We start from the raw sequence: 15037 nt of genomic DNA on the forward strand, positions 1-15037 counted from the left end.
GACCCCGGCGGTGGGAGCGGTCCCGCCCCGGTGTGGGAGGTCCGGGGCCGGAGGAACTCCCGGCGGAATCCCGGGTCAGCAGGGGCGCGACCAGGACTCCACGTGTGTCGGGCGAGCGATTACGGACCCTTTCCGAGCCGCTCAAGCGGGACGCTACGGGTCAGTAACCTCGGTCCGCAATAGCGGTTCACGAACTTTCTCCGAGGCTGTGGAACGGCCTTGTTTTCTTGTGTCCCGATGAGTAACCGCCGTGCGAAACCTATCGATAAGTGAGGCATTCGAGGACGTCCGCGCCCTGCGGCGAAAGGCGGTGAAGACACACGGAAGCCCACCCCGACCAGGATTCCTTCGGTCGGGGCGGGCTCGGGTGGGCGGTGTGGCGGCACGCACCAAGTGACAAGGCGGCGTGCCGGCCTCCCCTATTGGCTACTTCACCGCGGAGTGCCAGTTCTGGGAGAGCTCCTTGCCCGCGTCCGGCACCGACAGCCCGGGGGCGGTGAGACCGATCGTGGAGGTCTTGGCGTCGTTCAGTACGAGATTGTTCGAGCCTGCCGCCGCGGGCAGGCCGACCTTGAGGTCGATCGCCCAGCTGAGGAGTCCGCCGAGACCGCAGCCGCCGGCCTTGGGCACGGAGAACTGGCTGTCGCCCTGCGCGGCCCCGGACAGGCCGATCTGGATGAGCGAGCCCTCGTCCGCGTTCTCCGAACCGTCACCGTTGTACCGGGAGGCGGCCAGACTCGGCTGGCTCAGGTTCCCGGGGCGCAGGACGACCGGGTTGCTGCTGCTTCCGATGTAGCAGTTGGAGCCGAGCAGCGGGTTCTCCAGGCGGATCCTGACCGGCAGCTTGACGATGGGCCCGGAGGATATGCCGGCGACCAGGCTGAACTCGGTGGGCGTACCGGCGGATTCGACTGTGGCGGTCACCTTGTTCAGGGTGGCGTTGGTGATCTGCCCGCACACGGCGGAGACCACGGGGACGTTGCTGGGGCACATGATGCCCAGCAGTCCGCCGGGGATGGTGGTCTTCCCGCTGATGATGGAGCCGGCGGGCGGCGGGACGACCGTGTAGGTCCCCTCGGCCGGGTGCTGGACGACGCCGAACTGCAGGTTCGTCGAGCCGGTGGTCGCCTCGGTGTTGCCCAGCTTGATCGACCCGTTGGGCGAGGTGGACGTCACACACAGGGGAACGTCGGTGTCGCCGTCCGCCGCGAGCATCGCGGGGGCATCCACCGGACAGCGGTCGAACGGGGCCCAGGCGCCGTTGAGCTGGGTCGCCGCGGCGGTGGCTGCACCGGCCGGCGACGCGGTCACGGGCATGACCAGCGCGGCGGACGCGGCGACGGCTCCGGTGGCCTTGATCCAGGTCTTCGGGGCAGATCTCATTGTTCCCTCAATTCGGTTATGGGCTCGAAGGAATTGCTGTGCTCGGGACGGTGGTCGAGGGGCGGCCGCGGGGTCAGCGCGACGCCTTGGGGATGTCCTGGGGCTGGTACTCGGGCGTACAGGCACCACCGGTCGAAGGCACACACGGCGCCCCCTGTACCTGCTTGACGAATCCGGGAGATCCGGACAGGGAGGCGGTGAAGAGACTGTCCAGATCCTCTTCCGCACCGCAGCCCTTGAAGGGTGGGATCGTCACCGACCCGGTCAGCGTCCCACCCGTCACCACCGTGTAGCCCACGTTGCCCTTCTCCGCGTCCCAGGTCCCCAGGCCGGCGAGCGAGAGCCGGAACGGGCGCTCCGTCCGGCAGTTCTTCCCCACGTCCAGCGCCACACCGTTGACCTCGACGTCGTACAGCCTGAGGACGAAGTCCATGTCGACGGTGGTGGTGGTCTTGGTGAAGCCACCGTTGAGAAGATCCGTGATGCCGTGGGACACCACGTTGCGGTCCTTCGGCGAGTCGGGCTCGGGAGGTATCTGTGTCATCTCGAGGGTGGCCGTCGTCGGCATGAACCCGAACGTCAGGAACGTCCCCCTGGTGGGCGGCAGTTGCGGCTTTCCCTGGTAATCCAGCACGATCGCCGCGTTCAGGATCGCGTGTACGTAGGGAAACTCGAAGTAGTTCTCCCCGTCGTACGTGTGAATCCGTGCGCAGGCCGGGGGGAATTTGGTGGCGCCGTCGAGCTTGGTCACGTTCGCGTAGCCGGCTACGTAGGCGACCATGTCCCGGCCTTCCTCGTTCATCGGGTCCCCGACGCACGATGGAGCGGAAGCGGACACGGACTCCTTCGCCCGCTTCCCGATCTCCGGCGCTACGGGTTCTCCCTGCTCCTCGTCATCGGGCCACTCATCGGACGCGGACGGTCCAGGTGTGGGCGTCTCGGCACCACCGCCGACGCCGACCGTCGCCAGGGTCGTCTCCTGGTCCGCGTCCACCACGCACGTGGCGGAGACACTCGGCGGTTCCGCCGGAGTTCCGTCAGCCTTCCTCACGGCCAGTTCCACCGAGAGGGCCGATGCCTTGAACGACAGTTCGCCCGGCGCGCCGGGTTTCACGTAGGGAACACTCCCCGCCGTACTCAACGTCAACTCGCCGGTCTCGGGGACCGGTACCGGCGCGCCGGCGGTCCCGACCCACTCCGCCCGGGCCGACCGGCCCTCCTGGGCGACGTCGACCGAAAGCCGGGCCTCCGCGCTCACGGCCGCCGCTCCGGACCCGGCGAGGCCGGCCGTCGCCGCCTCGGGCAGAGTCAGGTCGAGCGCCATGTCCTCGGGCTGGATCACCTGTCCGGCCTGAGCCGATCCGGGGAATTTCACGGCTATCCGGACCTTCACCGGATGTTCCCCCTCAGGGAAGTCACACGTGTAGGCCAGCCCCGCGTCGATCTCCTGCATGCCGGACGCGGCCTGTGCGCCGGGGAGCATCCCCCCGAGCAGCACAGCGGTGGCCACGGCGGCACCGCGTGCGGTGCGCCTGCGCGTTCCCGCCATTCGACTTCCCTCCACTGGCGATGTCCCCTGTTCGGACAACCTGACGTGCCTCGTACGCCGGACGGACCCCCGCACACTTCCCGCTCACTCGGTACCGGCGTGGCGACCGGGCAACCCGTGGTGGCCGACCAGTTGTCACCTTGAGCCGCGGGGCCCGGGCAGTCGGTGATGTACCCACAGGGATCGCACGGCGGGCGGCGCCGCCGTGCGATCCCTCGTCACCCATGACCGGGATGCGACCGGATCAGGGGGTGTACACGATGGTCGGCTTGGTGGTGGTACCCGTCTTGACCGCGTTGTACTTGGCGGTGTAGATCGGGTTCTGGCCCACGGCCGCGATGCCGGTGCAGCCCGGGGTGACGGTGGCGACGGTCAGCTTGTACGTGGCGTTGTTGCCGATCGTGAGCTGCCCGCTGGTGTTGCTGTAGGACGCCGTGACGTTACCCGTCACCGTGAAGGTGCAGGTGAGGACCGTCACCGTGGCCTGTACCCCGGAGATGTACCCGGTGGTGGTTCCCGCGCTGTAGCTGTTCGCCTTCAGCTGCCATGCCGGGGAGGTGTTGGCGGCCGGCGTCACCGGGCCGAACGGGCTGGTGCATCCGCTCCAGCTCAGCGGAGCGATGGTGCCGACCGTCACGTTCGAGGTACCGGAGGCGGTCGCCAGCACGGCCGTGGCCGCCGATGACGTACATGTCATCGGGATGCCGTTGAGACTGAGCGAGACGGTGCCGGTGGAGGTCGCCGAGACCGGCACCGGAGAGGGTGCGGGACCGACGGTCCAGGTCGGAGCCGCGACGCCGGCGCTGGCGGTGGTGGCGCCGAGGGTGACGGCGGCTGCGGCGGCACCGGCCGCCAGTGCGATCTTTCTCAGAGAGTTGCGCACAGTGATTTCCTCCGATTCGACAGTGCGGGCGCACTGTTGCGGGGACAGCACCCGGAATCCTGCAAAGGTGCAGGGAGTGCCGCGATGAACCGAGTTGCGTGGGGGGCCGTGCTGCGCTTTCAGCCGTACACGTTCTGTGACAGGGCGTGACGTTACTTGCGGGAAACTTGGAGCACAATGCCGCCGGTCAAGATTGGTGCCGCGAGTTTGTTTCCTCGTCCGTACGTCACTAATTCGCCTGGAGCACTTGTCACTTGGTGCGCAGAATTCGAGGAAGATCGGCCTGTGACCGGGATCTTCGCGCCCTCGAAAGCCGCCGGCGGGACGGAACCGGCCTTGTCGCCGGGCGGTCGGCCCGGACGCAACGACAGGTGCACGAAAGCACGTTCCCGGACGCCACCCGGGGTCACTAATGCGCCGCGCGGGGAGCATAAGGCCGAAAACATTGTCCGGAAGTGAGCAGTACCGCCCCACCTGCGCCGGAACCCCATAACAGGGCCACGATGTGTGCCCCTTGCACTTCGATCCTGTCCAGGCGGTGTGCTGCCCGTCCGACTTGGTCTATCTTCGGCGCCGATGTTGGTATACACCTATCGGTCCTTGGGAGCGCTTTCCCTCCACCGCCTCACCCGCACAGGGCACCGATGAGCGAGGGGACGGTCATGCCGAGACTCATCCAGCCGCTGGACACCGGCGACCCGCTGGGGCCCCTCCCCCAGGAGTTCGCCGCAATCATGCGTCCCGAACTCCCCAGCCTGATCAAGGAGATCGGCGTCGAGGTCACCCGGGCCTATCCGGAGTACGCCCGTCTGCTCGGGGGACCCAACGGGCAGGCCATCCGGGTGGGCGTGGAGCAGAGCCTCGCCGCATTCGTCGACCTGGTCGCGGAACCGACCTCCGCCACACCGCTGCGCGACGACATCTGCCGGCGGTTCGGCCGTTTCGAGGCCTACGAGGGCCGCACCATGGAAACGCTCCAGGGCGCCTACCGCCTCGGCGCCCGGGTCGCCCTGCGCCGGGCCAAGAAGGTCGGCCGGAGGTACAACTTCTCGCCGTCGCTGATGCTGAGTTTCGCTGACGCGCTCTTCGCCTACGTCGACGAGCTGGAGACGCTCTCCCGCGAGGGCTTCCTGGAGGTGCAGTCACGGTCGGGCGAGCAGAGCGAGGCCATGCGGCGTCAGCTGCTCCACCTCGTCCTGGCCGGCCGGCCCGTGCCCCGCAGCGCCATCGCCGAACTGTGCGAGCAGACCGGGTGGACGCTGCCCGAACAGGTCACGCTCGTCGCCGTACGCGCCCCGGCCGGCCTGGACCGGATCAGCGCGGACCACGACGTGCTGATCGATCCCGGCGACCCGCAGCCGCATCTCCTCATCCCCGGCGCCGTCGACGAGGACCGCAGGCAGATGCTCGAACGGACGGTCCCCAACGGGGGTGCGGCGATCGGGCTGACGGTGCCGACCGCACTGGCGGCCGACTCGATCCGGTGGGCCCGCCGCGTCCTCGAACTGGTCGACGCTGGCGTCATCGAGGGCACCCCCTTCGTGCGCTGTGAGGACCACCTCATCACGCTGTGGCTCCTCTCCGACCCGGCTCTCCTGGACCAGCTCGCCGAGCGTGAACTGGCCGCTGTCTCCGGCATCAGCGCCACACGGCGCGAGCGGCTGATCGAGACGCTCCGGATCTGGCTCGACACCCGCGGCACCGCCGCACAGATGGGCGAACTGCTCGATGTGCACCCGCAGACGGTCCGCTACCGCATGCGCAGCCTGGAAGCCATCTTCGGTGAGCAGCTGACCGACCCCGAGAGCCGCTTCTCGACGGAAGCCGTGCTGCGGGCCCTGCAGTTACGGGCTCGCGGCGCCCAGAATCTCAACTGATGGTGCATCACACGTAACGCGGTGCGTCAACTTACCTCCAAGTAACGCGAAATAGACGGTCAGTCCCAGACGGTTGCGACACGGAGACGTTCTCAACGAGAAACCAGGAACTGCGTCCCGTACATATGGAGGAGTGGTGGCCCACAGGTCACCGCGCAGCACCGCCTCCTGGCCGACCACCCGAGAGGGAACCCCCCATGACCGCCTCGCACCTCCTCGTCCCCGTACCGATCCCGGACCGGGTCGCCGCGCTCATCGGCTCCTGCACCCCGCCGCACATCCTGCAGGCGGAGTTCGACGCCGACTGCGCCGCGCGCGAGGTGCGCAGGTTCCGGGGGCCGAGGCTGGGCATCGAGGACCAGGCCGACCGGGAGCAGGCCCTGTCCGAGCTCGCGTGGGCCAACAAGGTGCTGTCGGCTCATGACCCGCTTCTCGCCGTGCGTCCGGGCGGCACCTGGTAACGCTTGCGAAGACCCTGCGGCACCCTTACCTTACTTTGAAGTAAGTTTACTCCGGAGTAAGGATTTGGCGTGCCCGACAACAGCAGCGGCAACCTCACCGGCGACCTGTCCGGGCTCGACTTCGCGACCGTCTCCCCCGAGGAGTTCGCGCGGCTCGTCAAGGGCTTGTCCACGAAGGAACTCAGCGAGGTGATGCGCGGCGAACTGCGCACCCGCGTGCTGAGCGAGGTCTTCGGCCGGATGCGGCAGCAGTTCCGCCCCGAGGCGGCCGGCCGACTGGAGGCACTGATCCGCTGGCGGATCACGGGCGAGAGCGACGAGGTCTACGAGACCTCCATCGCCGACGGAGTCTGCACCGTGAGCGCGGGCCGCTCCGACTCCGAGCCCCGGACGACCCTGGTGATGGCCGACGCCGACTTCCTCCGGCTCGTCTCCGGCAACGGCAACCCCGTGACGATGTTCATGATGCGCAGGCTGAAGATCGCCGGCGACGTCGGCCTGGCCTCCGGCCTCACCCGCTACTTCGACATCCCGAAGGCCTGAGCCGATGAGCTACTTCTCCCTCGCCCTCACCGAGGAACAGCAGGACCTGCGTGACTGGGTGCACGGCTTCGCCGCCGAGGTGGTGCGCCCCGCGGCGGCCGAATGGGACGCCAGGGAGGAGACGCCGTGGCCCGTGATCCAGGAGGCGGCCCGGATCGGGCTGTACGGATTCGAGTCGCTGGCCGACATGTACGGCGACCCCAGCGGGCTCTCCCTCCAGATAGCCAACGAGGAGCTGTTCTGGGGCGACGCCGGGATCGGCATGGCCCTCTTCGGCACCTCGCTCGCCGTCGCCGGGATCTTCGCCTCGGGCACGCCCGACCAGCTCGCCGAGTGGGTCCCTCAGTGCTACGGCGACGCGGACGACCCGAAGGTGGCCGCCTTCTGCGTGTCGGAACCGCAGGCGGGGTCCGACGTCTCGGCGATGGCCACTCGGGCCCGCTACGACGAGGCCGCCGACGAGTGGGTGCTCTCGGGCCAGAAGGCGTGGATCACCAACGGCGGCATCGCCGAGGTGCACGTGGTGGTGGCGTCGGTCGAGCCGTCCCTGGGCGCGCGCGGACAGGCCGCGTTCATCGTGCCGCCGGGCACCCGGGGCCTCGTGCCGGGCCGCACCGTGAAGAAGCTCGGGCTGCGGGCCTCGCACACGGCCGACCTCTTCCTCGACGACGTACGTGTGCCGGGACACTGCCTGCTGGGCGGGAAGGAGAAGCTGGACGCCCGGCTGGCCCGTGCCCGCGAGGGCGGCGACGCCAAGGGCCAGGCCGCCATGGCCACCTTCGAGGTCAGCCGCCCCACCGTGGGCGCGCAGGCACTGGGCATCGCCCGTGCCGCGTACGAGTACGCCCTGGAGTACGCCGGGCAGCGCGAGGCGTTCGGCAGGCCGGTCATCGAGAACCAGTCGATCGCGTTCGCGCTGGCCGACATCCGCACCGAGATCGAGGCCGTACGGCTGCTCATCTGGCAGGCCGCCTGGATGGCCCGCAACGACCGCACCTTCGACGCGGGACAGGGCTCGATGTCCAAGCTGCGCGCGGGTGAGCTGGCGGTGTCGGCCACGGAGAAGGCCGTCCAGATCCTGGGCGGCGCCGGCTACAGCAGGGAACATCCGGTGGAGCGGATGTACCGCGACGCCAAGATCTACACCATCTTCGAGGGGACCAGCGAGATCCAGCGCCTGGTGATCGCCCGCGCGATCTCGGGGCGCCACATCCGCTGACGTCGGCGGGGGCCGTTGCGGCGGCCCGCCGGACCGGACCCAGCCGCCCTCAGGCGGCCACCGGGTCGAACACGCATCAGCCGGCAGGCCCTGCAGGGGGCGGCCGCGAAGACGGGCGGGAGAATATCGGGCGGTGACGATGCCTGGGACACGTGTGACTCCTGTGGGGCAGAGATCAGTGTGCTTCATGGTCGTGAACAGGCAGTGTTCGCAAGGCCATTGACCGACAACCCGATACCGACCCCCTTGGGAGTACCTTTGAACGCCGCGTCCGGCGGACCCCGTCCCTCCGTCCTGTTCGTCACGGATCTCGCCTACGAGGCGCGCGGCCGGCGCTACTGCGACGAGGACATCCTCCTGACCTCGCGCCTGCGCGAGTCGTTCGACGTCGCGCTCTGTCACCCCCGTGACGCCGCGGCCCTGCTCGACCGGTTCGACGCCGCCGTCGTCCGCAACAGCGGTCCGGTGCTCCACTACCGGGAGGCGTACGACGCGTTCCGGGCCAGGGCGCGGGAGTCGGGCGTCCGTGTCTACAACACGCTCGACGGACGCGCCGACATGGCGGGCAAGCAGTACCTGGTCGACCTGAGCCGTGACGGCTTCCCGGTCATCCCGACCGTGGACCGTGCCGAGGACCTCGGGCTGCTCCCCCGCGCGGCGCAGTACGTCGTCAAGCCGAAGCTCGGCGCGGATTCGGTGGGGCTGCGCTTCACGGCGGCCGCGGAGCTCCCGGCGGACGCCGGGGACACCCTGCTCGTGCAGCCCCGGATCGGCTTCCGCTACGAGGTGTCCTTCTACTTCGTGGACCACGACTTCCAGTACGCCCTGCACGCACCGCATCCGGAACGGCGCTGGGTGCTGGAGCCGTACGCGCCCGGTGCGGCGGACCTGGACTTCGCGCGCCGCTTCGTGGAGTGGAACACCCTCACGCACGGCATCCAGCGGGTGGACGCCTGCCGGACGGCCGGCGGCGAACTGCTCCTCGTCGAGCTGGAGGACCTCAATCCGTACCTGTCCCTCGACCGGGTCACCGATGAGTCGCGCGAGTCGTTCGTCGCCCGGATGAAGGAGTCGCTGAGGGACCTGCTGAGCTGACCCTTCGGGCCCGCGCCCGCATGCGCGGGCCGTGGGCGGGTGCGAGGGACACCGGCTCGTTCCTGTGCGGTCTCGCGACCGAACATGCGGCCCGGTGACGGCCGCGTCGGGCGTGACCTGTTTCCGCGCCCCTGGCCCACTCCTCGCGGAGGACCCGGGCAGGAGCGCGGGCCGTCGACGGCGCATGTGCCGGCCCCCGTCCGAACGTCCGGGAGGGCGTCGCGCCTGTGCCAAGGCGGCGGGCCTCAGTCGACGAAGACGGCCGTCGCGTAGACCCATGCCCCTTCGTGCCGTACGAAGCGGCTCTTCTCGTGGAGGGCGTCGGGGCGGCCGCCGTCGGTGTAGTGCGCCCGGAACGTCACCGTGCCGGTGGTGTGGAACGCGCTCCCCTCCGTGGTCTCCAGGATGTCCAGGCCCGTCCAGCGCATCGCCGGGTCGAAGTCCACGGACGGCGGGCGCGTCTCCGGGTGCCAGGTGCGCAGCAGGTAGCCGGCGTCCTGGACGACGAAGGCCGCGTACCGGGAGCGCATCAGCGCCTCGCACGTCGGGGCGGCCGCCGTCCCCGCGTGCAGCCTGCCGCAGCAGTCCCCGTACGTGGCCGGCAGGCCGCACGGGCACGGTGACTGGGGGGTGATCCGGCCGGGGCTCGTTCCGGCGGGGGCGGATCCGCGAGGGCGGGAGGTACGTCGTGACATGGTTCCATTGTGGCCTGCTGTCCCGGCGGCCCGGAGACGGGCGCCGGTAAAGGCACCCGGACGCCCCGGCCGTCCGGGGCGGCTGTGTGTCAGGTGAGCAGGAAGTCGGCCTGGCCGGCCTTGGCACCCTGGATGAAGGCGGCGATCTCGCCGTTGGAGTAGATGAGGGCAGGGCCGTCCGGGTCGGCGGACTGCCGCACGGCGACCCTGCCGTCCGCGAGCTTCATGGCCTCGATGCAGTTGCCGCCGTTCCCACCGCTCCACGGCTTGTACCAGCCTTCGGTGCCGAGGTCGGCGGCCGGCATGCCGTTGTATATGTGGTTCATCACAGCTCCTTGCGGAAGTCCCTGAGGATTTCCTTCGTGCGTTGTGCAGTCGCCGCCTGGGCCGCCATGCGGTCCATGACCTCGAGGTAGGAAGCCACCTCGGGGCGCGCGTCGAAGTAGACGGCGCCGGTCAGGTACTCGCTGTAGACCATGTCGGGGAGTTCCGGGACCGCGAACCGGAAGAGGACGAACGGCCCGTAGGTGCCGGGGTGGTGACCGGTCGCGAACTCCGCGATCTGCAGGGTCACGTTGGGCAGGTCCGTCGCCTCGAGCAGCCGGTCGATCTGCCCACGCATGACGTCGGGACCGCCGACGGGGCGGCGCAGGACGGTCTCGTCCATCACCACCCACAGCTTCGGCGCCTCCGCCTCGGTCAACAGGGACTGCCGCTGCATGCGCAGCGCCACGTGGCGCTCGATGTCCTCCGGCCGGGCCTGACCGACCGCTCCGGTGCGCAGGACGGACCGGGCGTAGTCCTGCGTCTGCAACAGGCCGGGGACGAAGTGGGGTTCGTACGTGCGCAGGAGGCTCGCCGCGCCCTCCAGGCTGACGTACATGCTGAACCAGTCGGGCAGCACGTCGTGGAAGCGCTGCCACCAGCCGGGCTTGTTGGCCTCCTCCGCGAGCTCGACGAACGCGTCGGCTTCGTCGTCGGCGATCCCGTAGGCCTTGAGGAGGAGTTGGACGTAAGGGATCTTCAGCCCGACTTCGGCTGTCTCCATCCTGCGTATGGTGCCCGGGGCGACGCGGAGCACCTTCGCAGCCTGGTCGCGGCTCAGGCCGACACGCTCCCGCAGATCCTGCAGTCGCTTGCCCAGTACTACCTGGCCCACGGTCGGGGCGGACCGCGGTTCGCTCACTTCAGACCTCCCGATGCACTGTGTGTCAGCAGTGTGCCATGCACGTGCGCTCGAAGGACACTGTCACTCTGGAATTTTCAGAGTGCCCCTTGCCAAGTGTTCATGTCAGAGGGAGAGTTGGGGGTGAACCAGTTCGCGTGATCGTTCCCGCCCCGTTCCGGGGCGGCGCGAAGCGTGACACAGCCCCCACTGTGAGGATTCGGTCGTGGCACCTGGCAGTGCGCTCATCCCCCGGCTCATGGACCTCAGCCCCGGGACGGAGGCGCTCCGTTACTGCTTCGCCCTGCCCGCGCACCCCGAATCGGTCGCCGGTGCGCGACGCCTTACGCGGGCGCGGCTCGCCGAGTGGCGACTGACGGGTGACACGCACGACGCGGCGGTGCTGATCGTCTCGGAGCTGGTCACCAACGCCGTCGTGCACACGGCGAGCGCGCGGGTCGTCTGCGAGCTCCGCTGCCGCGAGGGGCGGTTGCGTGTCGCCGTGCAGGACCAGGGGCACCTGCCGGGCGGGCCGCGGCTGTCACTCACGGCCGACGGCGAACACGGCCGCGGCCTTCTGCTGGTCGATTCCATGTCCCTCGCCTGGGGTTCCCACGACGCCGGGGACCACTCCGGCCGGATCGTGTGGGCGGAGCTCCCGGACGGCACGGGGGCGGCATGCTGAAGCATGCGCTGTCCCACCTGCTCGGCGCGCGACGGACCCGGTCCGGCGAGGAGGACGACGCCGCGGGCCGGGTGCGACTCCCGCTGCCGCCCGCACTGTCGGCGAGCCTCGGCTGCGACGCGGTGGGGGTTCCCGCGCGGTACGGCTTCCGGCTGATGTCGCATCTGCCGCGCGCGGGTTGCGTGTTCGCCGACGCGCACCAGTGGTGGTGGATCGTGCCGTCCGGTTCCGATCTCGATCTGGACTGGCCCGAGCAGGCGTCGTACGCCACCGGGGCCTACGTGCCCGCCGGGCGGCCCCGGCTGATCCACGCACCGGACAGCCGCACGCCGTACACGCCGCCGATCCCCCTGTTTCTGATGGTGTGTCAGGTGACGGGTGTGGCGCCGTCCTGGGACCCGTCCGGCGGTCCCAGGGCACTCTCCGCCCCCTGACGCGGGGCGCGGGCGGTCTCCTTCACGGCCGGTCGAGGTAGGCGAGGCCGGGATGGACCCGGGTGTATCCCTCGACCAGGCGCCGGGCGACGGAGACGGAGTCCACCAGCGGATGCAGGGCGAAGGCCCGCACGGCAGCCCCCCGCGAACCGGTCCCGGCCGCGTCGAGTACCGCCCGCTCCACCCCCTTCACCGCGGTGACCAGCCCGACCGCGTGGTACGGAAGGGGGTCGACGGCGACCGGGTGCGCCCCGTTGGCGTCGACCAGGCAGGGCACCTCGATGACCGCGTCGGCGTCGAGCACGGAGAGTGTGCCGCGGTTGCGCACGTTGAGGATCAGCGTGGTCCGCTCGTCGCGGGCGACGGCGCGCATCAGGGCCAGGGCCACCTGCTCGTAGCCGCCGGATCCCAGGTCGCTCGCCTCGCGCTCGCCGGCCCCCGCCACGTCCCGGTTCTCCGACATGTAGGTGGCCTCGCGCTCGGCACGCGTACGGTCCCAGGTGGCCAGCGCGGGGGCGTCCGGGTCCTTCATGCGGGCGTAGAACCCCTCCTGCTGCTCGCGCAGGAAGGCGCCGCGGGTCTGCTCGGCTTCCCGGTAGGCGCGGACGGCCTCCCGGTTGAAGTAGTAGTAGTGCAGGTACTCGTTGGGGACCGCGCCCAGCGAGCGCAGCCAGTCCGGCCCGAAGAGCCGGCCCTCCTCGAACGAGCCGAGCAGCGCCGGATCACCGAGAAGGCGCGGGAGTTCGTCCCGGCCTCCGACGCGGAGCCCGCGGACCCAGCCCAGGTGGTTGAGTCCGACATAGTCGATCCACGCCAGGTTCGGGTCCGCGCCGAGGACCCGGGCGATACGGCGGCCGAGCCCGACCGGGGAGTCGCAGATACCGATGACCCGGTCCCCGAGGTGCCGGGACATGGCCTCGGTGACCAGGCCGGCGGGGTTGGTGAAGTTGATGACCCAGGCGTCGGGGGCGAGCCGGGCGATGCGGCGGGCGAGTTCGGTGGCCACGGGAACCGTGCGCAGCCCGAAGGCGATGCCGCCGGCCCCGACGGTCTCCTGGCCGAGGACGCCCTCGTCGAGTGCGACGCGCTCGTCGGCCGCGCGGCCTTCGAGTCCGCCCACCCGGATGGCGGAGAAGACGAAGTCCGCGCCCCGCAGGGCCTCGTCGAGGTCGTCGGTGGCGACGGTCTCGGGTGCGTCGGCGACTCCGCCCGCCTGTTCACGGAGCACCCGGGCGACTGCGGTGAGCCGGTCCGCGTCCGTGTCGTACAGGGTCACACGGGAGACGCGGCCCTCGGCATGGTCCCCGAGCAGCGCCCCGTACACGAGTGGCACGCGGAACCCGCCGCCGCCAAGAATTGTCAGCTTCACGCTGCTCGATGGTACGGGGCGGGGGCCCGGTACCCCGGACCCGAAGGCCCGGGGCGCCGGTCCGTTCCCGCGGCCCGGCCTCAGTGGCCGTTCCACCACCGCACGACGGCGTGCCAGATCTTCGTCCGCCCGGTCCGCTGAGCCGGGATCAGGGCTCCCTGCGCGGGCGTCCCGAGTGGCTCGGAGGTGCGCACACCGGCCGGTGCGTGGCCGGCGGGAACGTCTCCCGCGGGGCTCGTGCGCCGGGGCGAAGCCACCTCCCAGTCGGTGGCGGTACGGGACCTCGCCACCGCGGGCAGCGGTTCGTCGTCGATCTCCTGCTGGGGGCTCGGGGCGAAGCTGGCGGGCAGGTCCACCAGGTGGCGGGAGACGAAGTTGCCCACCCAGGTCAGCTTGTCCTCGTCGACGCTGAGCTCCAGGTCGGGAAGGCGCATCAGCAGAGCGTCGACGCCGACGTCGGCGATGGCGCGTCCGATGTCCTGGCCCGGGCACTCGTGGGGTCCGCTGCTGAAGGCCATGTGAGCGCGGTTGCCCTCCATGCCCGCGGTCAGGTCGGGCCGCACCACCGGATCGGTGTTGGCCGGAGCGATCCCGACGATGAGGGCGTCACCGGCCTTGATCTGCTGCCCGCCGAGCTCGGTGTCGCCCACCGCCCAGCGTCCCAGGATCGAGGTGAACGGCGGCTCGTCCCACAGGGTCTGTTCCACCGCCTCGGGCACGGTCATGTGCCCGCCGCTCAGCCGCGCCCGGAACCTGGGATCGGTGAGCACCATGCGCAGCACGTTCGCGATGAGGTTGGTGGTGGTCTCGTACGCGACGAAGAGCACTACGCGAAGGTGCTCGGCGACCTCCTTGTCGGTGAGCCCCGCGGGGTGCTCGACGAGCCAGGTGGCGAAGTCCTCGGCGGGCGTCTCCCTGCGGCGCTCCACCAGGCGGTTCAGCGTGTCGACCAGGAAGGCGTTGCTCGCGATGGCGGTCTCCGTGCCGCGTGTCAGGTCACGGGCCGCCTCCACCAGGCGTTCGCTGTAGTCCTCGGGCATGCCGACGATCGCGCACATGACCATCATCGGGAGCTGTTCGGCGAACTGGCTGACCAGGTCGGCGCGGCCCTCCTGACAGAATTCGTTGACGAGCCGGTTGCTGTAGCGGTTGATGTGCCGGCGCACCCCGCGGGTGTCGATGCGGGCGATGCTGTCGGTGACCGCTCCGCGCAGTCGCTCGTGGGTCTCGCCCTCGGCGAAGGAGCACACGGGCTGCCAGGTGAAGATCGGGGCCAGCGGGTGGTCGGGGGCCACGCTCCCGTCGCGCAGGGCGTGCCACCGGCGCGAGTCGCGCGAGAACTGCGAGGGGGTGCGGGTCAGGTGCAGGTTCTCGCTGTGCCCGAGCACCAGCCAGGCGGGGACGTCACCGTGCATCAGGACGGGTGCGACCGTCCCGTGTTCCGCGCGGAGCTTCTCGTAGAGGCCCGCGGGGTCCGACTCGGCCTCGGCGCCGTAAAGGCGGCGCAGTCCCCCGGGGCCGATGCCCATGCCGTGCGCGGGGCACTGCGGGGGTGGCACCGGGCCTGCGGCCGAGCCGGGTTCGTGCTGGAAGGGGGTTGTCACTGTGGCTCCATGGATAAGGCGTTCCGGGACCGGGCGGGGGGACACGGCCCGTTCGGGGGGAAGGGTGCGCGTGCG

At 70.2% G+C, this 15037-nt stretch carries 15 protein-coding genes; 7 read left to right on the forward strand and 8 right to left on the reverse strand.

Going from position 1 to position 15037, the window contains the following annotated elements:
• Nucleotides 1-426: 426 nt before the first annotated feature.
• The 3 genes from OG206_RS04590 to OG206_RS04600 all read right to left on the reverse strand — a co-directional run bounded on the left by OG206_RS04590 (nucleotide 427) and on the right by OG206_RS04600 (nucleotide 3815).
• Nucleotides 427-1383, reverse strand: coding sequence for a hypothetical protein (locus OG206_RS04590; RefSeq protein WP_327112431.1), 957 nt, complete (start codon nucleotides 1381-1383; stop codon nucleotides 427-429).
• A gap of 73 nt (nucleotides 1384-1456) precedes the next feature.
• Nucleotides 1457-2932 carry a DUF6801 domain-containing protein gene (locus tag OG206_RS04595; RefSeq protein ID WP_327112433.1) on the reverse strand — a complete coding sequence of 492 codons (1476 nt, stop codon included), beginning with the start codon at nucleotides 2930-2932 and terminating at the stop codon, nucleotides 1457-1459.
• A 244-nt stretch (nucleotides 2933-3176) separates the two neighbouring features.
• Nucleotides 3177-3815 carry a hypothetical protein gene (locus OG206_RS04600; protein WP_327112435.1) on the reverse strand — a complete coding sequence of 213 codons (639 nt, stop codon included), beginning with the start codon at nucleotides 3813-3815 and terminating at the stop codon, nucleotides 3177-3179.
• A gap of 662 nt (nucleotides 3816-4477) precedes the next feature.
• On the opposite strand from OG206_RS04600, the gene OG206_RS04605 reads away from it, so the two are divergent.
• From OG206_RS04605 to OG206_RS04625, 5 genes are all read left to right on the forward strand, one after another.
• Nucleotides 4478-5692, forward strand: a complete 1215-nt coding sequence (locus OG206_RS04605; RefSeq protein WP_327112437.1) for a helix-turn-helix domain-containing protein — start codon at nucleotides 4478-4480, stop codon at nucleotides 5690-5692.
• Nucleotides 5693-5889: 197 nt separating this feature from the next.
• Nucleotides 5890-6153, forward strand: a complete 264-nt coding sequence (locus OG206_RS04610; RefSeq protein WP_327112439.1) for a hypothetical protein — start codon at nucleotides 5890-5892, stop codon at nucleotides 6151-6153.
• Nucleotides 6154-6222: 69 nt separating this feature from the next.
• Nucleotides 6223-6696, forward strand: a complete 474-nt coding sequence (locus tag OG206_RS04615) for an SCP2 sterol-binding domain-containing protein (RefSeq protein ID WP_327112441.1) — start codon at nucleotides 6223-6225, stop codon at nucleotides 6694-6696.
• 4 nt (nucleotides 6697-6700) lie between these two features.
• The gene (locus tag OG206_RS04620) at nucleotides 6701-7915 is read left to right on the forward strand and encodes an acyl-CoA dehydrogenase family protein (RefSeq protein ID WP_327112443.1); all 1215 of its coding nucleotides are present in this window, start codon (nucleotides 6701-6703) and stop codon (nucleotides 7913-7915) included.
• 258 nt (nucleotides 7916-8173) lie between these two features.
• Nucleotides 8174-9010: a hypothetical protein gene (locus tag OG206_RS04625; RefSeq protein WP_327112445.1), complete on the forward strand. Its 837-nt coding sequence runs from the start codon at nucleotides 8174-8176 to the stop codon at nucleotides 9008-9010.
• A 245-nt stretch (nucleotides 9011-9255) separates the two neighbouring features.
• On the opposite strand, the gene OG206_RS04630 is transcribed toward OG206_RS04625, so the two are convergent.
• From OG206_RS04630 to OG206_RS04640, 3 genes are all read right to left on the reverse strand, one after another.
• Nucleotides 9256-9705: a YchJ family protein gene (locus OG206_RS04630; protein ID WP_327112447.1), complete on the reverse strand. Its 450-nt coding sequence runs from the start codon at nucleotides 9703-9705 to the stop codon at nucleotides 9256-9258.
• 89 nt (nucleotides 9706-9794) lie between these two features.
• Nucleotides 9795-10031 (reverse strand): DUF397 domain-containing protein, encoded by a 237-nt coding sequence (locus tag OG206_RS04635; RefSeq protein ID WP_014049581.1) that lies wholly within the window; start codon nucleotides 10029-10031, stop codon nucleotides 9795-9797.
• Nucleotides 10031-10891 (reverse strand): helix-turn-helix domain-containing protein, encoded by an 861-nt coding sequence (locus tag OG206_RS04640; protein WP_327112460.1) that lies wholly within the window; start codon nucleotides 10889-10891, stop codon nucleotides 10031-10033. Before OG206_RS04640 ends, OG206_RS04635 begins: the two co-directional genes overlap by 1 nt.
• A 205-nt stretch (nucleotides 10892-11096) precedes the next feature.
• On the opposite strand from OG206_RS04640, the gene OG206_RS04645 reads away from it, so the two are divergent.
• A complete protein-coding gene (locus tag OG206_RS04645) occupies nucleotides 11097-11555 on the forward strand; it encodes an ATP-binding protein (protein ID WP_327112462.1) in 459 nt (152 codons plus the stop codon).
• On the forward strand, nucleotides 11549-11989 hold the full coding sequence (locus OG206_RS04650) for a hypothetical protein (RefSeq protein WP_327112464.1): 441 nt from the start codon (nucleotides 11549-11551) through the stop codon (nucleotides 11987-11989). The genes OG206_RS04645 and OG206_RS04650 overlap by 7 nt, the downstream gene beginning before the upstream one ends.
• 22 nt (nucleotides 11990-12011) lie before the next feature.
• On the opposite strand, the gene OG206_RS04655 is transcribed toward OG206_RS04650, so the two are convergent.
• Nucleotides 12012-13358, reverse strand: a complete 1347-nt coding sequence (locus OG206_RS04655) for a 6-phospho-beta-glucosidase (protein ID WP_327112466.1) — start codon at nucleotides 13356-13358, stop codon at nucleotides 12012-12014.
• A gap of 80 nt (nucleotides 13359-13438) precedes the next feature.
• Nucleotides 13439-14962: a cytochrome P450 gene (locus tag OG206_RS04660; protein WP_327112468.1), complete on the reverse strand. Its 1524-nt coding sequence runs from the start codon at nucleotides 14960-14962 to the stop codon at nucleotides 13439-13441.
• Between the last annotated feature and the right edge of the window lie 75 nt (nucleotides 14963-15037).

Origin of the sequence: Streptomyces sp. NBC_01341 (assembly GCF_035946055.1) — a bacterium.
In the GTDB taxonomy this organism is placed as follows: Bacteria; Actinomycetota; Actinomycetes; order Streptomycetales; family Streptomycetaceae; genus Streptomyces.